17 protein-coding genes are annotated in these 20,661 nt (G+C 70.5%); 9 read left to right on the forward strand and 8 right to left on the reverse strand.

What is annotated here, in order from left to right:
* Position 1: 1 nt before the first annotated feature.
* Genes ACIGEP_RS10930 through ACIGEP_RS10940 form a run of 3 tightly spaced genes read right to left on the reverse strand, consistent with a single transcriptional unit; the run spans position 2 to position 3,206 of the window.
* A complete protein-coding gene (locus ACIGEP_RS10930; protein WP_396661639.1) occupies positions 2-1,897 on the reverse strand; it encodes a YhgE/Pip family protein in 1,896 nt (631 codons plus the stop codon).
* The gene (locus ACIGEP_RS10935; protein WP_396661640.1) at positions 1,894-2,598 is read right to left on the reverse strand and encodes a hypothetical protein; all 705 of its coding nucleotides are present in this window, start codon (positions 2,596-2,598) and stop codon (positions 1,894-1,896) included. Before ACIGEP_RS10935 ends, ACIGEP_RS10930 begins: the two co-directional genes overlap by 4 nt.
* Entirely contained in the window at positions 2,595-3,206 is a 612-nt protein-coding gene (locus ACIGEP_RS10940; protein WP_396661641.1) for a TetR/AcrR family transcriptional regulator, read from the reverse strand. The genes ACIGEP_RS10935 and ACIGEP_RS10940 overlap by 4 nt, the downstream gene beginning before the upstream one ends.
* A gap of 97 nt (positions 3,207-3,303) precedes the next feature.
* Between ACIGEP_RS10940 and ACIGEP_RS10945 the strand changes: the two genes are divergently transcribed.
* Positions 3,304-5,589 carry a beta-galactosidase gene (locus tag ACIGEP_RS10945; protein WP_396661642.1) on the forward strand — a complete coding sequence of 762 codons (2,286 nt, stop codon included), beginning with the start codon at positions 3,304-3,306 and terminating at the stop codon, positions 5,587-5,589.
* 9 nt (positions 5,590-5,598) lie between these two features.
* On the opposite strand, the gene argG is transcribed toward ACIGEP_RS10945, so the two are convergent.
* On the reverse strand, positions 5,599-7,041 hold the full coding sequence (gene argG, locus ACIGEP_RS10950) for an argininosuccinate synthase (RefSeq protein WP_396661643.1): 1,443 nt from the start codon (positions 7,039-7,041) through the stop codon (positions 5,599-5,601).
* 344 nt (positions 7,042-7,385) lie between these two features.
* Between argG and ACIGEP_RS10955 the strand changes: the two genes are divergently transcribed.
* From ACIGEP_RS10955 to ACIGEP_RS10980, 6 genes are all read left to right on the forward strand, one after another.
* Positions 7,386-8,372: an ABC transporter substrate-binding protein gene (locus ACIGEP_RS10955; RefSeq protein WP_396661644.1), complete on the forward strand. Its 987-nt coding sequence runs from the start codon at positions 7,386-7,388 to the stop codon at positions 8,370-8,372.
* Between the two features lie 94 nt (positions 8,373-8,466).
* Entirely contained in the window at positions 8,467-10,059 is a 1,593-nt protein-coding gene (locus tag ACIGEP_RS10960) for a sugar ABC transporter ATP-binding protein (RefSeq protein WP_396661645.1), read from the forward strand.
* Positions 10,056-11,105, forward strand: coding sequence for an ABC transporter permease (locus tag ACIGEP_RS10965; RefSeq protein WP_396661646.1), 1,050 nt, complete (start codon positions 10,056-10,058; stop codon positions 11,103-11,105). The genes ACIGEP_RS10960 and ACIGEP_RS10965 overlap by 4 nt, the downstream gene beginning before the upstream one ends.
* Positions 11,102-12,130: a sugar ABC transporter permease YjfF gene (locus tag ACIGEP_RS10970; RefSeq protein WP_396661647.1), complete on the forward strand. Its 1,029-nt coding sequence runs from the start codon at positions 11,102-11,104 to the stop codon at positions 12,128-12,130. The genes ACIGEP_RS10965 and ACIGEP_RS10970 overlap by 4 nt, the downstream gene beginning before the upstream one ends.
* Positions 12,131-12,167: 37 nt before the next feature.
* The gene (locus ACIGEP_RS10975; protein ID WP_396661648.1) at positions 12,168-13,691 is read left to right on the forward strand and encodes a sugar ABC transporter ATP-binding protein; all 1,524 of its coding nucleotides are present in this window, start codon (positions 12,168-12,170) and stop codon (positions 13,689-13,691) included.
* Positions 13,688-14,695, forward strand: coding sequence for a LacI family DNA-binding transcriptional regulator (locus ACIGEP_RS10980; protein WP_396661649.1), 1,008 nt, complete (start codon positions 13,688-13,690; stop codon positions 14,693-14,695). Before ACIGEP_RS10975 ends, ACIGEP_RS10980 begins: the two co-directional genes overlap by 4 nt.
* Before the next feature lie 6 nt (positions 14,696-14,701).
* Here ACIGEP_RS10980 and ACIGEP_RS10985 read toward each other — a convergent pair whose 3' ends face one another.
* The 4 genes from ACIGEP_RS10985 to ACIGEP_RS11000 form a co-directional block, all read right to left on the reverse strand.
* The gene (locus ACIGEP_RS10985) at positions 14,702-15,409 is read right to left on the reverse strand and encodes a Pr6Pr family membrane protein (protein WP_396661650.1); all 708 of its coding nucleotides are present in this window, start codon (positions 15,407-15,409) and stop codon (positions 14,702-14,704) included.
* A 54-nt stretch (positions 15,410-15,463) separates the two neighbouring features.
* The gene (locus ACIGEP_RS10990) at positions 15,464-16,294 is read right to left on the reverse strand and encodes a MetQ/NlpA family ABC transporter substrate-binding protein (RefSeq protein WP_396661651.1); all 831 of its coding nucleotides are present in this window, start codon (positions 16,292-16,294) and stop codon (positions 15,464-15,466) included.
* Between the two features lie 64 nt (positions 16,295-16,358).
* On the reverse strand, positions 16,359-17,078 hold the full coding sequence (locus ACIGEP_RS10995; protein ID WP_396661652.1) for a methionine ABC transporter permease: 720 nt from the start codon (positions 17,076-17,078) through the stop codon (positions 16,359-16,361).
* Complete coding sequence (locus tag ACIGEP_RS11000; protein ID WP_396661653.1) at positions 17,075-18,058, reverse strand: methionine ABC transporter ATP-binding protein; 984 nt, start codon at positions 18,056-18,058, stop codon at positions 17,075-17,077. The genes ACIGEP_RS10995 and ACIGEP_RS11000 overlap by 4 nt, the downstream gene beginning before the upstream one ends.
* A gap of 185 nt (positions 18,059-18,243) precedes the next feature.
* Here ACIGEP_RS11000 and ACIGEP_RS11005 point away from each other — a divergent pair, with 185 nt between their 5' ends.
* Positions 18,244-19,530 (forward strand): adenylosuccinate synthase, encoded by a 1,287-nt coding sequence (locus ACIGEP_RS11005; protein WP_396661654.1) that lies wholly within the window; start codon positions 18,244-18,246, stop codon positions 19,528-19,530.
* Between the two features lie 2 nt (positions 19,531-19,532).
* Positions 19,533-20,645 (forward strand): lactonase family protein, encoded by a 1,113-nt coding sequence (locus ACIGEP_RS11010; protein ID WP_396661655.1) that lies wholly within the window; start codon positions 19,533-19,535, stop codon positions 20,643-20,645.
* The last annotated feature ends 16 nt before the right edge of the window (positions 20,646-20,661 follow it).

A 20,661-nucleotide genomic window follows, 5' to 3' on the forward strand; every position in this document is an offset into this window, starting at 1 on the left:
CTCAGCCGATCAGGCTCGGCTGCAGGTCGCGCATCGTCCGGCGGAACGTCATGCGGGTGACCCCGGCGACGGCGAGCACCAGCGCGCCGACGAGCCACGTCGCGAGGAGCGCGGCATCCGCCCACGCCCGACCGGCCTGACCCCCGTACATCACCTGTCGCATCGCGTCGACGACGTAGCCCATCGGCAGCACGTGGTGCAGCGCCGCCAGCGGCGCGGGCAGGGTCTGCCACGGGAAGGTCCCCCCGGCGGTCACGAGCTGCAGCACCATCAGCACGAGACCCAGGAACTGGCCCACCGACCCCAACCAGACGTTGAGCGCGAGGATGATCGCCGCGAAGGTGGCCGACGCGAGCAGGAGGATGCCGAGGGTCGGCAGCGGATGCGTGAACGAGAAGCCGAGCGCGATCGAGAGCACGCCGAACAGCGAGACCATCTGCACCGCGCCGAGCGCTGCCGGCGTCAGCCACCCCGCTATCGCGACGCGGACGGGGGAGCGGAGCGCGGTCACCGCGCGACGCGACACCGGCTTGACGATGAGGAACAGGGCGTAGATGCCGATCCATCCGGCGAGGGCCGCGAAGAACGGTGCCAGGCCGGCGCCGTAGTTCTGCGCCTGCGTGAGCGAGTCCTCGGCGACCCCGACGGGGTCGGCGAGGGTCGCCGCCTGCGCGGTCCGCGTCGCGGCATCGTCGTCCGGCAGCTGTCCCGCTCCATCGCGCAGCGCGTCGCGGAGGGTGCCGGCACCGTCTTCGAGCCGGTGGATGCCGGTGGCCAGCGAGTGTGCACCGGTGTCGAGCTGGTGGGCACCGGCATCCGCTGTCGCCACGCCGTCGGCGAGCGTGTGGGCCCCGGTCGCGGCGGTGGCCGCACCCGAGGCGAGCTTCGCGCTGCCGCCGGCGACCTGCGCGGCACCGTCGTCGAGTGTGTCGATCTGCGTCACGGCCTGCTGCACGCGCGAGTCGAGCTCGCCGACGCGGGTGCCGATCGGGTCGAGGACGCCGAGGACGTCGTCGATCTGCGCGGCGTCGAGACCCTTCTCCTCGAGGGCGGAGGCGAGGTCGCTGCGGAGGGTGGGAACGGCCGACGAGACGCGGTCGGCGGCAGAGCCGACCCGGTCGGCGACGCTCCGGAGCTTCGCCGTGCCGCCCGCGACCTGCTCCGCGCCCGTCGACAGCGAACGTAGACCGTCGGCCAGGGTGTCCACGCCCGAGGCGAGCTGCGACGCACCGGAACGCAGGCTCGTCGTGCCCGTCGCGAGGGAGTCCGCACCCTCTGCGAGCGTGTCGGCGCCGTCGCCCGCGCTCGTGAGGCCGTCAGTCAGGGTGCCGGCACCGTCGGCCGCCTCGAGCAGCTTCACCCGCACGGTGTTGAGTGCATCGAGCATCGTCAGCCCGGCCTCGCGGACGACCTTCTCGCTGATGGTCGTCCGGATGCGCTCGACCGCCTGGGTGCCGATCGTCGAGGCGAGGTAGTTGTTGGCGTCGTTGGTCGTGAGGTCGATTTCGGCCTGGCGCGGGTGCGAGGACGAGATCGATGCGACGGCGGCCGTGAAGTCGGCGGGCAGGGTCACGGCGAAGTCGAAGGAGCCGTCGTCGAGGCCGCGGCGGGCACCGGCGGCATCCACCTCGTGCCAGTCGAAGCTGCCGTCCTCGAGCAGGGAGTCGGCGACCTCGTCGCCGAGGTTGCGGTCGGTGCCGTTGAGTGTCGCGCCGTCGTCGCTGACGACGAGGGCGACGGGCACCTGCGACAGGTTGCCGTACGGGTCCTGATTAGCCCACAGGTACAACCCGCCGTAGAGGACGGGCACGAGGATGAGGGCGATGAGGGCGATGACCCGCATGCGGGTGGAGGTGAGTCGGCGCAGCTCGGCGGCGAACAGGGCGGGGATCTTCACGAGCGGATGCTTCCGGGGGAACGGCGGGCGATGACGGATGCCGGGCGCCGGCGCGACCCGCGCAGTGCCGCGGCGGCCCGGAGCCGAGGACGCCCGATCCGCGGGTGGGTGGTGGTGGGAGCCAGGGCGGCCGCCGCGGCGGTGCCGGTGATGACGAGCACGGCGAAGCCGCGGCCGGCGAAGTCGTCGGCGATCCGCTGCCAGTGGCAGGGATCGCCGCCGTGACGGTCGGGCGAGACGAGGACGAGCACCTCGATCCCGCGGCGGAGGGCCGCGAGCTCGAGCAGCATGCGGACGCGGACGTCTGCTGCGACCTCAGCGATCGGCGTGCGGGCCAGGTGACGCCAGCCGTGCTCGTCGAGCCAGCGCCGGGCGGACAGCGGGTCGGCACGCCGACCCGCGAACATGAGCTCCTCCTCGACGACGCCGACGACGGCGACGTCGGGCGCCGGGTCGTTGACGTCGGGGGCGTCGACGAGGGCCGCCACCCGGCGCAGGCGGCGGGCGCCGCGGTGGCCGTCGAGCGTCACGCTGCCGGCATCCGGTCGCATCCGTCCCACCGCGATCAGACCGAGCACCGACGGACGCTGCTCGGTCTCGGCGGTCGCGAGGGTGACGCGGCCCGTCTCGATGGTGACGGAGGTGGGCGGGAGGATGCCGCCGTCCGCGCCCTTCGAGACCGCATCCAGGTCGATCCTCATGACCGTGCCTCCGCGAGTACCGCGTCGGCCTCACGCCACCCGAGCCCCGCGACACCGAGGATCGCGCGGACGGCGACGCCGGCGGCATCCGGTCGACTCGAATCCAGCCGGGTGATGACGGTGCGCGCGGCCTCTTCGACAAGGCGCGCCACCGTGGTGACGTGCAAGTCGCCGCGGAGCGTGCCCTCGCACCGCCCCCGGTCGACGATCTCGAGCACGCGGCGGCGCACCGGCGTGAGGATGGCGGCGGTCTCGCCGACGTGGGAGTCGTCGAGCGCGACCGCCGCGGCGAACTGCACGTGCGCGGCGCCCTCCCAGAGCGCGAGGGCCAGGCGAGCGAGCGCGAGCGGGGCGGGACCCTCATCGTCGACCGTGTCGGCGATGGCGTTGAAGCGCTCGGCGCCGGCGTGGATCATCTCGCGGATGAGCGCGTCGCGATCGTCGAAGTGGCTGTAGAGGGCGCGTCGGCTGAGGCCGGCGGCGCGCGCGATCGTGTCGACGGAGGCGTTCGGGTCGGCCGCCAGCGTGTGCGCGGCGGCGGAGAGGAGTCCCGCCCGATTGGCGACGGCGTCGCGCCGGGGGCGGCGCGGGGAGGAGGTGTCGGTCACGCGTCCAGTGTAGAAAACTGCACATGAGTGTGCAAGATAACTCAGTGAACCCACAGCGCGGCTTGATGTAACCGTTTACCGGCGATACCGTCGCCCGATGCGCGCCGCCGACCGCCCCGCCGATCTCCGCCGCGATCTCGTCGTCTCGGGTGAGGTCCACTACTTCCGTCTCGCCCCGTCCGAGTGGGCGGATCGGCTCGACGCCGCCGTGCGCACCGGGGTGACCGCGATCGCGACCTACGTCCCGTGGCTCGTCCACGAACTGCCCGACAGGTCGTTCGACTTCGGCGAGCGGCATCCTCACCTCGACCTCGAACGATTCCTCGATCTGTGCGCAGAGCGCGGCCTGGCGGTCATCGCACGGCCGGGCCCGTTCGTGATGGCCGAGCTGAAGAACGAGGGCCTCGGGTACTCGGTGCTGCGGCGGCATCCTGAGATCCGCGCGATCGGCTGGGACGGGCGGACGCGACCCGAGACGATCGTCGACTACCTGCATCCCGCCTTCCTCGAGGCTGCCGACAGCTGGTTCGATGCCGTCATCCCGATCCTCGCGGCGCAGACCATCGACCGCGGTGGGCCGATCGTCGGCATCCAGCTCGACAACGAGATCGGGATGCTGCCCTGGGTGACGAACAGCCCCGACCTCTCGGACCGGACCGTCGCGGAGCTCGTGCAGAGCCTCGCCGCGGAGAGCTCGCCCGAAGCGGTACAGGAGCGGTACGGGGTCGGCGCGACATCCTTCGACGTGACGGACCCGGCGACGTGGGGTCCCGCGCTCCGCTCACCCGTCGAGGAGCAGGTGCTCGCGCTGCACCGCGACCTCGGCCGTTTCACCCGCGACCGCTACGCCCGGTACGTGCAGCACCTGCGCGACGGAGTGCGCGCCCGCGGCGTCGGCGAGGACGTGCCGCTGCTCGTGAACGTCCACGGATGCTGGGGGGAGCGCGCCACGATGTTCCCGCTCGGCATCTCACAGCTCTTCCACACGTGGTCGGACGGCGTAACCCTCCCCGGCACCGACATCTACATCGGCGACCTCGACCTCGACACCCTCCCGGGGCTGTGGGCGTCGACGGCCTTCCTGGGCGCGACCTGCCGCGACGACCAGCCCTACGGGGTGCTCGAGTTCGAGGTCGGGTCGGGCGACTACGGCGAGGCGCTCGACGTGACCTGCGGACCCGAGGCCGCGGGGCTCAAGCTCCAGCTCGCGATCGCGCAGGGCAGCTCGTTCGTCAACTACTACCTGCTGGCGGGCGGGCGGAACCCGGAGCTGTTCGAACCGGTCGGCGACGGGAACGACCGCATCGCCTTCACGGGGGAGCGCCACGGCTTCGCGGCGCCGATCCCACCCGAGGGCGGTGTCGCCCCGTGGTTCGGCGAGACCGCGCACGTGACCGCGGCGATGACGGATGCCGCCGACCTGCTGCGCGCGGCACGGCCCGAGCGACCGCCGGTGACGATCGGATTCGTCGTCGACCACTACATGACGGAATACCGGTACCCGGGCTCGACCCGCGAGGCGGAGTTCGTCGCCGAGCTCGAACGCTTCCGCGGGTCCGGAGCGCGCGAGATCATGACCCGCGCGCTCGTGGTCGGCGGGTACGCGCCCGACGCGACTGTGATCGACGGGCCGGGCGCGTTCGCCGACCTGCCGACGCACAGGGTGCTCGCGCTCGCAGCCACGCCCTTCCTCGACGACGACGTGCAAGCGGCGCTCGCCGACTGGGTGTCTCGCGGCGGTCGCCTGCTGCTGAGCGGCCCGGTGCCGCAGCACGACATGGAGGGGCTGCCGGCGACCGCCCTGACGGACGCGCTCGGACTGGAGGTGGGCGTGCGGGACGAGTCGGGACTGCACACCATGACCTACGCGGCGACGCCCGGGCGCACGCCCTTCGTCGCGCCGTCGGTCACCGCCGACGGCCCGGCCTGGCGAGGCGCCGAGGTCGCCGTCGGCTTCGCTCAGCCGCTGACCCCGCGTCAAGCGGATGCCGATGTCACCCCGCTCGCGCATCTCGCGCGCAGCGGCGAGCCCTGCGTCGTCGAGGTGCCGCTCGGAGCGGGACGCGTCGTCGTGGCGGCGGCGGATCTGCCGTGTCTGCCCGAGATCTGGGACGCCCTGCTCGCACGGCTCGGCGCCGCACCCGCCATCCGGGTCGCCTCCGACAATCGCGGTGTCGTCGTGGTCCCCTGCCGCACGCCCGACGGCGTCGAGGTGGTGCACGTCGTCAACGTGTCGCCGTGGGACACTGCCGTCGCCCTCGAGCGGGACGGGCGGCCGCTGACCGACGAGCCGTTCGCGCTGGCTCGACGGAGCGGGACGTGGCTCGTGCGTCGTCCGGGCGAACTCCGCGCCCGGGTCGCCTACCGCGGACCCCGCGGCTGAGGCTCGAGGTCAGTCGGCGCCGAAGTCGAACGACGCGGACTCGCCCGCCTCGTCGAACGCCTCGGCGAGACCCTCGCGCTTCTCGTCGAAGGGCTGGGCGTGCCCGGTGATCGCCGCTGCGCCGCCTCGCTCGAGCTCGCCGACGAGCTCGGCGGTCGCGCCGCCGATCATGCCGAGCGACACGAAGTGCTCGAGGCGCGCACGGGAGTCGGCGATGTCGAGGTTGCGCATCGTGAGCTGACCGATGCGGTCGGTCGGACCGAAGGCGGCATCCCCGACACGCTCCATCGAGAGCTTCTCGGGGGAGTACGAGAGGTTGCGGCTCTCGGTGTTCAGGATCGTGTAGTCCTCGCCGCGGCGCAGGCGCAGAGTCACGGTGCCGCTGATCGCGGACCCGACCCAGCGCTGGATCGACTCGCGCAGCATGAACGACTGCGGCTCGAGCCAGCGGCCCTCGTACATCAGGCGACCGAGGCGCCGGCCCTGCTCGTGGTACGTGGCGAGGGTGTCCTCGTTGAGGATGCCGTTGACGAGGCGCTCGTAGGCGATGAACAGCAGCGCCATGCCCGGCGCCTCGTAGACGCCGCGGGACTTCGCCTCGATGATGCGGTTCTCGATCTGGTCGCTCATACCGAGGCCGTGGCGCCCGCCGATCGCGTTGGCCTCCATGACCAGGGCCACGGCATCCGCGTACTCGACGCCGTTGATCGCGACGGGGCGACCCGCTTCGAAGGTGATGGAGACGTCTTCGGTCTCGATCTCGACCGAGGGGTCCCAGAAGCGGACGCCCATGATCGGCTCGACGATCTCGAGCGAGACGTCGAGGTGCTCGAGCGTCTTCGCCTCGTGCGTCGCGCCCCAGATGTTCGCGTCGGTCGAATAGGCCTTCTCGACCGAGTCGCGGTAGGGGAAGCCGTGCGCGACGAGCCACTCGCTCATCTCGGTCCGGCCGCCGAGCTCGGTGACGAAGTCGGCATCCAGCCACGGCTTGTAGATGCGCAGGGCCGGGTTCGCCAGCAGACCGTAACGGTAGAACCGCTCGATGTCGTTGCCCTTGTAGGTGGAGCCGTCGCCCCAGATGTCGACGCCGTCCTCCTTCATGGCGCGCACCAGCATGGTGCCGGTGACGGCGCGGCCGATCGGCGTCGTGTTGAAGTAGGTGCGCCCGCCGGAGCGGATGTGGAACGCGCCGCACGAGAGGGCGACGAGGCCCTCCTCGACCATCATCGGCTTGCAGTCGATGAGGCGCGAGCCCTCGGCGCCGTACTGCAGCGCGCGACCGGGGATCGATTCGATGTCGTCCTCGTCGTACTGGCCGAGGTCGCCGGTGTAGGTGAAGGGGACGGCGCCCTTGTCACGCATCCAGGCGACCGCGACCGAGGTGTCGAGACCCCCCGAGAAGGCGATGCCGACGCGCTCGCCGACGGGCAGGGACTGGAGGACCTTCGACATGGCCTCCATCCTATCGAGCGGGCGGTCGGGACCCCGGCGCAGTTACGCCCGGGCCGTGCGGCGGAGATCCGCGCGACGCGCCGGTGAGCGGACGCCGGGCGTCGGCGCGTCGGAATGGATCTCCGCGCGAACGCTGACGCGCACCGGATGTGAGTGCTCACATCAGACCGCGCGGGGCGGATGCTGCGGACCGGGCGCTAGACCATGCTTACAGCGCGTTACCGGAATGTTATCGCTCACAATCTAGCGCTGCGAGAAATGTGAAGGCTAACATTCGAGCATCCGAAGGCCACGGCGGCCCGGAACACCGGCGGTGGCCGGACCCGAACAAGGAGGTTTAGGGGATGAACAAGAGAGTTTTCGCGGCTGCGGCCATGCTGGGGGCATTCGCACTCATCGCAACGGGCTGCGCCGGCGGCGCAGCACCCGGTGCCGGGGGCAACGGCGGGGGCGGTGACGACGTCATCAAGGTCGGTTTCGCACAGACCGGATCGGAGTCGGGCTGGCGCGCCGCCAACACCGAATCGATGAAGAAGGCCTTCTCGGCGGAGAACGGCTTCGAGCTGATCTTCAACGCGGCCGACAACAAGCAGGAGGCGCAGATCTCCGCCGTCCGCAACTTCATCAACCAGGGCGTCGACGCGATCGTCATCGCCCCGATCACGGTGGACGGCTGGGACGACGTCCTGACCGAGGCGAAGGATGCCGGTATCCCGGTCGTGCTCGAAGACCGCACGGTATCGGCGAGCGATGACCTGTACGCATCGTGGGTCGGCCTCGACTTCGAGCAGGAGGGACGCACCGCGGGCGAGTGGGTCAAGGAGAACTTCGACGGCAAGGGAGCGAACCTCGTCGTCCTCGAGGGAACGACCGGTTCGTCGGCCGCTCTCGACCGGGCGACGGGCTTCAACGAGGCGATCGAGGGCACCGACGTCAACGTGCTCGACTCACAGACCGGGGACTTCACCCGCGACGGCGGCAAGAAGGTCATGGAGGGCTACCTCCAGAAGTACGGCAAGGACATCAACGTCCTGTTCGCGCACAACGACGACATGGGCCTGGGTGCTCTCGACGCCATCAAGGCGGCGGGTCTGACCCCCGGCAAGGACATCCAGATCGTCACGATCGACGCGGTGAAGGACGGCATGACCGCCCTCGCGAGCGGCGAGTTCAACTTCATCGTCGAGTGCAACCCGCTCCTCGGCGACAAGGCCGCCGAGCTCGTCAAGGCCGTCGTCGCCGGCGACGAGGTCGAGAAGCGCACGATCGTCGAGGACCAGTCGTTCACGCAGGAGCAGGCCGCCGAGGTCCTCGACTCCCGCCCCTACTGATCGATCGCCACCCTCACGATCCTCAACGGATCACCGCACCACCGCCGGGGACCGGATTCCGGTCCCCGGCGGTCATCACGGAAAGGCGCGCCGCATGGTCGATGTCGCAGCCACGCCGGACTCCCCGGCCACCGTCCCCGCGCATGACGAGGTCGTGCGGATGCGGGACGTCACCATCCGGTTCCCCGGGGTGCTCGCCCTGGATCGCGTGGATCTGACGCTGCGCGCCGGCGAGGTCCACACCCTCATGGGCGAGAACGGCGCCGGCAAGTCCACCCTCATCAAAGCGCTGACCGGGGTCTACGCCATCGACGGCGGGACAATCGAGGTGGCCGGTGAGCAGCGGGTCTTCCGCTCGACGGCCGACGCCGAAGCATCCGGGATCTCCACCGTGTACCAGGAGGTCAACCTCTGCACGAACCTGTCGGTCGGCGAGAACGTCATGCTCGGCCGCGAGGTGCGCAGGGCCGGTTTCATCGACTGGCGCACCACCCACCGCGAGGCGACGCGTCACCTCGCCGCCCTCGGGCTCGACATCGACCCGCGCTCGGCCCTGTCGTCGCACTCCATCGCGGTGCAGCAACTCGTCGCCATCAGCCGCGCGACCGTCGCCGACGCCCGCGTGCTCGTCCTCGACGAGCCGACCTCGAGCCTCGACCGCAGCGAAGTCGAGCAGCTGTTCGCCGTCGTCCGGGGCCTCCGCGACCGTGGCGTCGCCATCCTCTTCGTCACGCACTTCCTCGACCAGGTCTACGAGATCTCCGACCGCCTGACGGTGCTGCGCAACGGCCAGCTGGTGGGGGAGTACCTGCCCGCCGACCTGCCGCGGGGAGACCTCATCGCCAAAATGATCGGCCGCCAGCTCGACGAGCTCGAGGCCCTGTCGCGCACCTCCGAGCGCGCGATCGACCGCACCGCGACGCCGGTCCTGCGGATCGACGGTCTCGGACGCAAGAACGTGATCGAGCCCGTCGACATGGAGGTGTACGAGGGCGAGGTCGTCGGCATCGCGGGTCTGCTCGGCTCGGGCCGCAGCGAACTCGTCCGCCTCGTCTACGGTGCCGACCGCGCCGACGCCGGCACCCACGAGGTGCGAGGGGATGCCGCCCGCATCACCAACCCGCGGAACGCCATCGACAAGCGCATCGCGTTCTCGAGCGAGGACCGACGCGCCGAGGGCATCATCGCCGACCTGACCGTCGCCGAGAACATCGTCCTCGGCATCCAGGCCAAGCGCGGCGCAATGCGTCCCATCGGCAAGGCCGAGCGCGACGCCATCGTCTCGGAGTACATCTCCGCACTCGGGGTGCGCCCCGCCGATCCGAACGCGCTGGTGCGCAACCTCTCGGGCGGCAACCAGCAGAAGGTGCTGCTCGCGCGCTGGCTCGCCACGGCGCCGCAGCTGATCATCCTCGACGAGCCGACGCGCGGCATCGACGTCGGCGCGAAGGCCGACATCCAGCGCAAGGTCGCCGAGCTCTCGGCGGAGGGCCTCTCGGTCGTCTTCATCTCCTCTGAGTTGGAGGAGGTGGTCCGCATCGCGCAACGGATCGTGGTGCTGCGCGACCGTTCTAAGATCGGCGAACTGGACGCCACCGACGTGACGGTCGACGACCTCGTCGCCCTCATCGCACAAGAGTCCGGCGAGACGACGACGTCCCGCCTCAACCCGGAGACAGCGGCATGAACCCGACCCTGAAGCGCTTCCTGGCGCACCGTCTCGTCTGGCCGATCGCGACACTGCTCGTGCTGGTGATCGTCAACACGATCGCACGGCCCTCGTTCATCTCGATCACGGTGCAGAACGGTCAGCTCTACGGCCCTCTCATCGACATCCTGCGCAACAGCGCACCGCTCATGCTCGTCGCGCTCGGCATGACCCTCGTCATCGCGACGCGCGGCATCGACCTGTCGGTCGGCGCGATCATGGCGGTCTCGGGCGCGGTCGCGCTGACGTTCATCTCGTCGTCGCCGGCTCCCGAGGACCTCTCGACGGTGCTGATCGCGATCGCGCTCGCCGTCGGGGTCGCCCTCCTCCTCGGCGTCTGGAACGGCTTCCTCGTGGCGGTCGTCGGCGTGCAGCCGATCATTGCGACACTCGTCCTGATGCTCGCCGGCCGCGGCGTCGCCCTCCTCATCACGGGTGGCTTCATCACCACGATCACGAGCGCGCCCTACCGGTTCATGGCGCAGGGATATCTCGTCGGCCTCCCGTTCGCGTTCTACGTCTCGGTCGTCGCCATCGTGATCGTCGCGGTCCTGCAGCGGCGCACGGCGCTGGGCGTTCTCACCGAGGCGGTCGGCATCAACCCCGAGGCCAGTCGTCTCGCGGGTGTCCGGTCGCGCGGCATCATCTGGGGCGCCTATGCGGCGAGCGGCCTGTTGGCCGGGTTCGCCGGCATCCTCTACTCGTCCAACATCATGGCGGCCGACGCGAACGCCGCCGGCCTCTACATCGAGCTCGACGCGATCCTCGCCGTCGTCCTGGGCGGCACGAGCCTCATGGGCGGCAAGTTCACGATCGCCGGCACCGTCGTCGGCGTCTTCACGATCCAGACCCTCAAGGCCACGATCACCTTCCTCGGGGTGCCGCCGGCGGTCAGTCCGCTGTTCCTCGCGATCGTCGTCGTGATCGTCGTGCTCGTGCAGTCGCCGCGGACGCGGTCGCTGCTCGCCAAGGGAGCCGATGCCGTCCGGGGCGGCACCCGTCGCACCGCGGAGGTGGCCTCGTGAGCGCGATCACCGCCGACCTCGGTCGCACCGGCGGGTTCGCCGACACGGTGCAGCGCTTCCGCAGCCGGCACGCCTCGTGGGTGCCCGTCTTCGCCGCCGTCGTCATCCTCGTCGCGATGCTCATCGGAGCGCAGGCCTACTTCGGCAACTTCGTGACCCCGCGCGTGCTGTCCGCCCTCCTGCTCGACAACGCGTACCTGCTGATCCTCGCCGTCGGCATGACCTTCGTCATCCTCACCGGCGGCATCGACCTCTCCGTCGGCGCCGTGATGGCCTTCACCGGGATGCTGGGGGCCAGCATGCTGAGCCAGGGGATGCCGGTGGCCCTCGTCATCCCGGTCATGCTCGTCCTCGGAGCGCTCATGGGTCTGTTCGTCGGCGTTCTGGTGCAGTACTTCGGGGTGCAGCCCTTCATCGCCTCGCTCGCGGCGATGTTCGCGGCCCGCGGGCTCGCGTTCATGGTGAGCCTGTCGTCCATCCGCGTCGAGGAGCCGGCGATCCTGTGGCTGCAGTCGACCCGCCTGCAGGGCGGCCCGGGCAGCTTCTACCTGACCCCGACCGGCATCCTCGCCCTGCTGGTGGTGCTGGCCGGCATCCTGATCCTGCAGTTCACCCGCTTCGGGCGCACGATCTACGCGATCGGCGGCAACGAGCAGTCGGCACGTCTCATGGGTCTGCCGGTCGTGCGGACGAAGCTGCTCGCCTATGTGATCAGCGGCGTCTGCGCGGGGCTCGCGGGAGTCGTCTTCACCGCGTACACGGGCGCGTCGTACCCGCTGAACGGCATCGGGACCGAGCTCGACACGATCGCCGCGGTGGTGATCGGCGGCACCCTGCTCACGGGCGGCAGCGGATTCGTGCTCGGGTCGATGATCGGGGTGTTCGTCTACGGCACCATCAAGACGGCCATCTCCTTCCTCGGCGTCGACCAGTCGTGGACCCGCATCACGATCGGTGCGTTGCTGCTCGTGTTCGTCGTCGTGCAGCGTCTGCTGGTGGCGCGGACGGCACGAACGTCACGGTGAACCTCGAGGGAGGCCCGCCGCGGGCATGATGGTCCGTATGGATGCGCGCGGAGCAGCGGTCGCGCCGGTCGTGCAGGTGACCGGCGCGACCGTCCGCTTCGGCGCCGAGACGGTGCTCGACGCCGTCGACTTCCGCCTGCTGCCCGGCGAGGTGCACTCGCTCATGGGCGAGAACGGCGCCGGCAAGTCGACGCTCATCAAGGCGATCACGGGTGCGCTGCGTCCGGATGCCGGCACGATCCGCGTCGGGGGTGAACCGGTGCACTTCGCCTCACCGGCCGACGCGCTCGCGGCGGGCATCAGCGCCGTCTATCAGGAGATCGACCTGCTGCCGAACCTCTCGGTCGGCGAGAACGTGCTGCTGGGACGTGAGAGCAGGCGGTTCGGGGCCATCGACTGGCGCGAGACCCACCGCCGAGCGGGCGAGATCCTCGAGGGTCTCGGGCTCGACATCGATCCGCGCACCCGATTGTCGCGGCACTCGCTCGCCATCCAGCAGCTCGTCGCGATCGCGCGCGCCATCTCGGTCGACGCCCGCGTCGTCGTGCTCGACGAGCCGACGTCGAGCCTCGACCTCGACGAGGTCGCGGAGCTCTTCCGGGTCATCCGCGAACTCACCTCCCGCGGCGTCGCGGTGCTGTTCGTCTCGCACTTCCTCGACCAGGTCTACGAGATCTGCGACCGCATCACGGTGCTCCGCGGCGGTCGCCTGATCGGCGAGTACGTGCCGACAGAACTCCTGCGCATCGACCTGGTCGAGAAGATGCTCGGGCGCGGCGCCGACGAGCTCGACGTCCCTCCCCGAGAGGATGCCGCGGCGTCCTCTCCCGTCGCCCTCGCCGGACGCGACCTCGCCTCGGGGACGGGCTTGACCGCAGCGACGCTGGCGATCGGCGAGGGTGAGGTCGTCGGCCTCGCAGGGCTCCTCGGCTCGGGCCGGTCGGAGCTCGCCCGCGCGCTGACGGGGGTCGACCGACCGGATGCCGGTGGGATCGAGGTGCGCGGAACGCCCGCCGTGCTCGCGACGCCCCGCCGGGCGATCGGGCAGGGCATCGTCTACTCCTCCGAGAACCGGCGGACCGAGGGCATCATCGGCGAGCTCAGCGTGCAGGACAACATCACGCTCGCGCTGCAGGCGGACCGCGGCATTCTGCACCGGCTCTCGCGGACCCGCCGGCGCGAACTCGCACTCAGCTGGATCGAGGCCCTCGACATCCGCCCCGCCGACCCGGACCGGCCGGCGGGAACCCTCTCGGGCGGCAATCAGCAGAAGGTGCTGCTCGCCCGCCTGCTCGCCCTGTCGCCGAGGGTGCTCGTCCTCGACGAGCCGACCCGTGGCATCGACGTCGGCGCGAAGGTCGAGATCCAGCGGCTCGTCGCCGACCTCGCCGACAACGGCCTGTCGGTGCTGTTCATCTCGGCCGAACTCGAGGAGGTGCTGCGGGTCTCGAACCGGATCGCGATCATGCGCGGCGGTCGCCTCGTCGACACCATCCCGGCGGACTCCCTCAGCGTCGATTCGCTGCTGGCGCTCGTCGCGCGCCCTGGGGACGCGTCGTGAGCGACGAGCGGGGCGCAAAGTCCGCCAACATCTTCGACGTCGCGCGCCTGGCCGGTGTCTCGCACCAGACCGTGTCGCGCGTGCTGAACGACCTGCCGAACGTCCGCCCCGCGACGCGCGCTCGTGTGGAGCAGGCGATGGCGCAGCTGCGTTACAGCCCGTCGCCCGCCGCGCGCGCCCTGGTCACCAAGCGCACCCGCACGATCGGCCTGATCACCCCGGGGACGGCGGACTTCGGCCCGACGTCGATCGCGATGCACTTCAACGTCGCGGCCAGGGTGGAGCGATACTCGGTCGATTCGGTGACCGCTCCCGATACGGATCCGGCGAGCGTCCGCTCGGTCGTCGAGGGTCTGCTGCGGCAGCGTGTCGATGCGATCGTCCTGGTCGTCACCGACCTGGGGGTCCTCGAAGTCGTGCGCGGCCTCGATCTCGGGGTGCCCATGGTCGCGGCCGCGGCCACCCAGCGCCGCCATCCGCAGCTCGTCTCGATCGACCAGTACCGCGGTGCGAGGTCGGCGGTGCGTCATCTCGCGGAGTCGGGGCACCGACGCATCCTGCACATCGCGGGTCCCGCTCGGAACCCGGATGCGATCGAGCGCATCCGGGGCTGGCGCGACGAACTCGCCGTGCACCAGCTGACGGTGATGGCGCCGCTGCACGGCGACTGGACGGCGGCCAGCGGCGCCGAGATCGGTCGATCCCTCGACCTCGCGCCCGGCGACGCGGTCTTCGCCGGCAACGACCACATGGCGATCGGTCTGCTCTCGGCGCTGCGCTCGCGCGGTCTGCGCGTGCCCGAGGACATCGCCGTCGTGGGGTTCGACGACGTGCCCGAAGCCGCCTATCTGCTGCCGCCGCTGACGACCGTGCGGCAGGACTTCCGTGCGCTCGGCGAGCTCATGATGCAGAAGGTGCTGCTCGCCGTCGAGGAACCGGATGGGCTCACCGAGGACACACCACTGCCAACGCACCTGATCGTGCGGGAGTCCTCGCGCCGCTGAGTCCGCTCAGACGGTGACCGCGGATCTCGACGAGCGGCCGCGCAGCCGTCCGACGGCGACGACGATCGCGCCGACGACGACGAACGTCACCGCGATCCCGACGACGTAGACCCACACCCCGCCCCACCCGGCGACGCCGTTGGGGTTCAGGAAGGGGTACGGGTACCAGAACGCGACGCCGCGCACCGGGTCGGTCACGAAGGGTCCGCGGATCAGCGTGTAGACGATCCAGGCGATGGGCACGGCGAGGATGACGAGGACCGACCGCCAGCGCAGGGCCCGATGGGTCGGCGCGACGAGCAGATCGACGATCAGGAACAGCGGCGCGACCACGTGGAGGATCTCGTTGGCCCATGCGACGTGGTCATCGGCGGTCGGCAGGCCGCGCAGCAGCAGGTTGTACACCACGCCGGTGATCGTGAGATAGGTCGTGGCGGCGGCGAGGGCGACGGCGATCCCGGCGGGCTCACGATCCTCGTGGGGCGGGCGCATGAAGAACCAGACCACGGCGGCCAACAGAGCCAGTGCACCGACGAGGTTCGACAGGATCGTGAAGAAGCTGAAGAAGTTCGCGATGGTCGTGGCCACATCGCGATCGTTCGCGATCGCCGTGCGGATCGTGGTGACGAATTGCCCGACCACGGCGGTCATGAGGACCGCGGCGCCGAGCAATCTGATGACCGACCACACCGTCGGCCAGGTTCGGGTGCGCATGACCGAACCCTAGCGCGCGGCCCGGGAATCCGGGCCGCGCGCAGCCGAAGGTTGTCAGCCCTTGACGACGGGGACGACGAGGCCGCCCCAGGTCTCGTTCTCGAAGTCCGCGGTGTCCTGCGAGGTCAGCAGTTCGTACAGCTTCTCGACGCGGGGGTCGTCCTTGAGTTCGGGGCGCGTCGCGAGGACGTTGTAGTACGGGCTGTCCTCGCCCTCGAGCAGGATCGCCTTGTCGCTCGTGAGGCCCGCGGGCAGGGCGAAGGAGATCGTGACGAAGGCGGCATCCACATCGGGCAGCGCCTGCGGCAGCGTCGCGTTCTCGATCTCGCGGAACTCGAAGTCCTTCGGGTTGGCGGTGATGCCGCTCAGGTCGACGACGTCATCGCTCACCTCGATGAGTCCCTCGGAGGCGAGCAGCTTCAGCGCGCGCCCCTCGTTGGTCGGGTCGTTCGGGATCGCGATGCTCGCGCCGTCGGCGAGCTCGTCGAGGCTCGACACCTTGTCGGAGTAGAAGGCGGCGCTCGGCAGGTACGCCTCGCCCACGCTCACGAGGCTGCCGCCGGCCTGCTCGTTGAACGTCTCGAGGAAGGTCGCGTTCTGGAAGAGGTTGGCGTCGATCGAGCCGTCGGCGAGGGCCGTGTTGGGCGTGTTGTAGTCGGTGAAGGGGACGAACTCGATCGTGAGCCCGGCCTCCGCGGCGCTCGTCTCGGCGATGTGGTTCAGGATGTCGCCGGCGGGCGTCTGGAGCGCGCCGACCTTGAGCGTGCCGAGGCCGTCGCCGTCGCCCTCGCCACCGGCGGACGGGGTCGTCGAGGCGCAGCCGCTGAGCAGTAGCGCGGTGGCGGTGGCGGTGGCCAGCAGGGCGGAACGGAGGGTGCGGGACATGGGGATGCCTTTCATCAGTGGTGCGGGGACCGGCGCCAGGACGGCCGGAGGTGCGGGGATCGGATCAGACGGCGGATGCCGCGGCGACGCGCACGCTGCGGCGGGTGCCGCGGCGGCCGAGGCGCCTCGCGCCCCAGGCGGCGAGGCTCTGCAGCACCATGACGATCGCGAAGATGATGATGATGACCGCGACGATGTGGATCCAGCTGTATTGCTGGTAGCCGTAGCGGATCGCGACGTCGCCGAGGCCGCCGCCGGCGACCGTGCCGACCATCGCCGAGAAGTTGATGATCGAGGTCACCGTCGTCGACAGGCCGAGCAGGGCGGCGGGGGCGGCTTCGGGGAGCAGGACCTTGGTCACGAGCTGCCACCGGCTCGCGCCGAGCGACGAGGCGACTTCGAGCAGGCCGGGGTCGACCTCCTTGACGGCGATCTCGACCATGCGCGCGAAGAACGGGATCGCGACGGCCGACAGCGGCACGATCGCGGCGGTCGACCCGATGAAGGTGCCGACGATCGCCCGGGTGACGGGGATGAGGGCGACCATCAGGATGATGAAGGGCACCGATCGGCCGAAGTTGACGATGAAGTCGAGCGTGCGGTTGATTGCGATGCCGGCCGTGCGCGAGCCGAACGGGCGCTCGAGGAACCGGCCCGCCTCGGTGCCGACGAGGACCACGCCGAGCGGCAGCCCCACGACGATCGTCACGAGCAGGGCGACGCCGACCATGTAGAGGGTCTCGCCGGTCGCCTTGAGCAGGACGTCGATCAGCTGCTGGTTCATGCGGCCACCCCCTGGAGGACCTCGATGAGCAGACCTTGGGCGCGCAGGTCGGCGATGACGGCGGCCGCCACGTGTCCCGGCACCTCGAGCCGCGTACGACCGGCCTGCGTCCCGGCGATGCGCTCGACGACCGCGCCGAGGATCGACACGTCGGCGTCGTGGTCGCGGGCGAGTCGGGCGATGACGGGGCGATCGGCGGTGCCGCCGGCGAAGGTGATGTCGATGACGGTCGCGTCGGCCGGCACGCCCTCGGGCACAGGCCCGAGCGGGAACAGTTGCGAGGTGAGACGGGAGCCGGGGGTGCGGATGACGTCGACGAGGCGTCCCTGCTCGACGACGCGGCCCTGTTCGAGGAGGGCCGCCGAGTGGCAGCTGGACTTCACGACGTCCATCTCGTGCGTGATGAGCAGGACGGTCAGCCCGAGCTCCTCGTTGATGCGGCGGTACAGGTCGAGGATCGACTCGGTCGTCTCGGGGTCGAGGGCGCTCGTCGCCTCGTCCGACAGGAGCACGCTCGGGCGCGAGGCGAGGGCACGGGCGATGCCCACCCGCTGCTGCTGACCGCCCGACAGCTCGTGGATCGAGGCGTCGCCGCGGTGACCGAGCCCGACGAGGTCGAGCATCTCCTGCGCGCGGTCGCGCCGGGCGCCGCGCGACCCGCCGTCGAGTTCCAGGGCGAGCTCGACGTTGCCGCGCACGGAGCGGCTGCTCAGCAGGTTGAAGCGCTGGAAGACCATGCCGATCCGGCGCCGGGCGGCGCGCAGCTCGGTCTCGCCGAGGGCGGTGAGTTCGACGTCGTCGACCGTCACCGTGCCACTGTCGGGACGCTCGAGCAGGTTGACGATCCGCGCGAGAGTGCTTTTGCCGGCGCCGCTCTGACCGACGATGCCGAACACTTCGCCGGTGGGGATGGTCAACGAGACGTCGTCCACGGCGGGCACGCCGCCGTAGCGTTTCGAGACCCGTTCGAGCGCGATCAACGGTCGTCCTCTCGGATGCGGGGTGGGGATCGTCGGGCAGCGAGTGCGCCCAGTCCCTTCGATGCAACCGAATGGGTGCGGCGGCGCCAAATCGTGTGACGCCGCGTTGCGCTGCGGATGCCGTCGGTGCCGCCCGGGCCGCCCGATAAGATGGGGTGTAACCGTCCGATAACGGGGGAGAGCCCATGCCAGGCATCGTGATCGTCGGAGTTCAATGGGGAGACGAGGGCAAGGGCAAAGCCACCGACCTCCTGGGTGAGCGCACCGACTGGGTCGTCAAGTTCAACGGCGGCAACAACGCCGGCCACACCGTGGTGATCGGCGACGAGAAGTATGCCCTCCACCTGTTGCCCAGCGGCATCCTGTCGCCCGGCGTCAACGCCGTCATCGGCAACGGCGTGGTCATCGACCTCGAGGTGCTGTTCGCCGAGCTCGGCGCGCTGCAGGCGCGCGGCGTCGACGTCTCGCGGCTCAAGGTCAGCGCGAGCGCGCACATCATCACGCAGTACCACCGCACCCTCGACAAGGTGACCGAGCGCTTCCTCGGCAAGAAGATGATCGGCACGACCGGTCGCGGCATCGGCCCGACCTACGCCGACAAGATCAACCGCACCGGCATCCGCGTACAGGACCTCTTCGACGAGAACATCCTGCGCCAGAAGGTCGAGGGCGCCCTCGACCAGAAGAACCACCTGCTGGTGAAGGTCTTCAACCGTCGCGCGATCACGGTCGACGAGGTCGTCGAGGACCTCCTGTCGTACGCCGAGCGTCTGCGCCCGATGGTCGCCGACACCGGCCTGTTGCTCAGCGAGGCTCTGGATGCCGGTGACGTCGTCGTCTTCGAGGGCGGGCAGGCCACGATGCTCGACATCGACCACGGCACCTACCCGTTCGTCACATCATCTTCGGCCACGGCGGGCGGCGCCTCGACCGGATCGGGAGTCGGCCCGAACCGCCTCGACCGCATCGTCGGCATCGTGAAGGCGTACACGACCCGAGTCGGGTCGGGTCCCTTCCCGACCGAGCTGTTCGACGAGAGCGGCGACTTCCTGCGCTCGCGCGGCTTCGAGTTCGGCACGACGACCGGGCGTCCGCGGCGCGTCGGCTGGTACGACGCGCCGATCACGCGTTACGCGACGCGGATCAACGGCATCACCGACCTCGTGCTCACCAAGCTCGACATCCTCACCGGGCTCAAGGAGATCCCCGTCTGCGTCGCCTACGACGTCGACGGTCGACGCTTCGACGAGGTCCCGGTCAACCAGACCGACTTCCACCACGCGACGCCGGTCCTCGAGACCTTCCCCGGCTGGAGCGAGGACATCTCCACCGCGCGCACCTTCGAGGACCTGCCGCAGACCGCGCAGGACTACGTGCTCGCGCTCGAGAAGATGAGCGGCACGCGCATCTCGGTCATCGGCGTCGGAGCCGCACGCGACGCGGTGATCGTGCGTCACGACCTGCTCGACTGACCGTGCGATTCCTGCTCGGCGGGTACTCCGCCGACATGGGCGGCGCGGCGACGGGGATCGGGTTGCTGGATGCCGGGAGTGCCGATTCGCCGGTGGCGAGCGGACCCCTCGGTTTCGGCGGTGACGTCGTCGCGGCCGACTCGCCGTCGTGGATCGCGCGGCATCCGTCCCTCGACGTCGTCTACGCCGTCCTCGAGGGTCGCGGCAGCGTCCGCGCGTTCCGGCGGACGGGCGAGCGGACGTTCGCCGCACTGGGCGGAGAGGTCGCCGTCGGTGAGAGCCCCTGCCACGTGCTCGCTCTCGACGACGCACTGATCGTGTCGTGCTACGGCGACGGCGCGGTCGTCCGCGTCGAGCTCGCGCCCGACGGTCGACCGCGGACCGCACGCGCGTGGACGGACGCCGACGCCGGGGACCCGGCATCCGACCTCACCGCGGCGGCGCGGGCGCTGCGTGCCGCCGCAGGTCCCGAGTACGCGCACCTCATTCCGCATGCCGACGACGAGACGGATGCCGCGGCTCCGACGGCCGGCCGATCCTCGCACGCCCATCAGGCGGCACTCCTTCCCGGCGGTGTGATCGCGACGACGGACCTCGGTCTCGATCTCGTCCGGTTCTGGCGCGGCGGTCGCGAGGTGCAGCGCTTGATCCTGCCGACCGGCACCGGACCGCGGCACCTGCGGATGCACCCCAGCGGGCACCTGTACGTCGTGACGGAGTACTCCGGCGAGGTGTTCGCCGTCGCTCCGGATGCCGCGGGGGAGTGGCGTCTCGTCGGCGGAGCGCAGCTCGGCGCGTTCCCGGGCGACATGGGCGCAGAGCTCGCGATGTCCTCGGACGGCGTCTATCTGTACGCGGGGCTGCGCGGCAGCGACACGATCGCGACCGTCAAGGTCCGCGGCGGCGGCGAGACCTTGCAGCCGGTCGCGCTCGCCGAGTCGGGCACGTCGTGGCCGCGCCACCACGTCGTCGCCCGCGACACGATGCTGGTCGCAGGTCAGCGCGCCGACGAGGTCGTCTCGCTGGCGATCGACGAACGGACCGGGGTCCCCGGGCGCGTCCGGCACCGGACAATAGCACCGGCGCCGACGGCGCTCCTACCCTTCTCGTCCTGATGACCTCGCCCGGTAA

It is taken from the genome of Microbacterium sp. NPDC077663 (assembly GCF_044542795.1).
Lineage (GTDB): Bacteria > Actinomycetota > Actinomycetes > Actinomycetales > Microbacteriaceae > Microbacterium.

Excerpts from the sequence above, each read along its gene's own strand:
- ACIGEP_RS10945 (WP_396661642.1), top strand. The coding sequence starts at position 3,304 with ATGCGCGCCGCCGACCGCCCCGCCGATCTCCGCCGCGATCTCGTCGTC.
- ACIGEP_RS11005 (WP_396661654.1), top strand. The coding sequence starts at position 18,244 with ATGCCAGGCATCGTGATCGTCGGAGTTCAATGGGGAGACGAGGGCAAG.
- ACIGEP_RS10990 (WP_396661651.1), bottom strand. The coding sequence starts at position 16,294 with ATGTCCCGCACCCTCCGTTCCGCCCTGCTGGCCACCGCCACCGCCACC.
- ACIGEP_RS10975 (WP_396661648.1), top strand. The coding sequence starts at position 12,168 with ATGGATGCGCGCGGAGCAGCGGTCGCGCCGGTCGTGCAGGTGACCGGC.
- argG (WP_396661643.1), bottom strand. The coding sequence starts at position 7,041 with ATGTCGAAGGTCCTCCAGTCCCTGCCCGTCGGCGAGCGCGTCGGCATC.
- ACIGEP_RS10955 (WP_396661644.1), top strand. The coding sequence starts at position 7,386 with ATGAACAAGAGAGTTTTCGCGGCTGCGGCCATGCTGGGGGCATTCGCA.
- ACIGEP_RS10965 (WP_396661646.1), top strand. The coding sequence starts at position 10,056 with ATGAACCCGACCCTGAAGCGCTTCCTGGCGCACCGTCTCGTCTGGCCG.
- ACIGEP_RS10935 (WP_396661640.1), bottom strand. The coding sequence starts at position 2,598 with ATGAGGATCGACCTGGATGCGGTCTCGAAGGGCGCGGACGGCGGCATC.
- ACIGEP_RS10960 (WP_396661645.1), top strand. The coding sequence starts at position 8,467 with ATGGTCGATGTCGCAGCCACGCCGGACTCCCCGGCCACCGTCCCCGCG.
- ACIGEP_RS10985 (WP_396661650.1), bottom strand. The coding sequence starts at position 15,409 with ATGCGCACCCGAACCTGGCCGACGGTGTGGTCGGTCATCAGATTGCTC.
- ACIGEP_RS10995 (WP_396661652.1), bottom strand. The coding sequence starts at position 17,078 with ATGAACCAGCAGCTGATCGACGTCCTGCTCAAGGCGACCGGCGAGACC.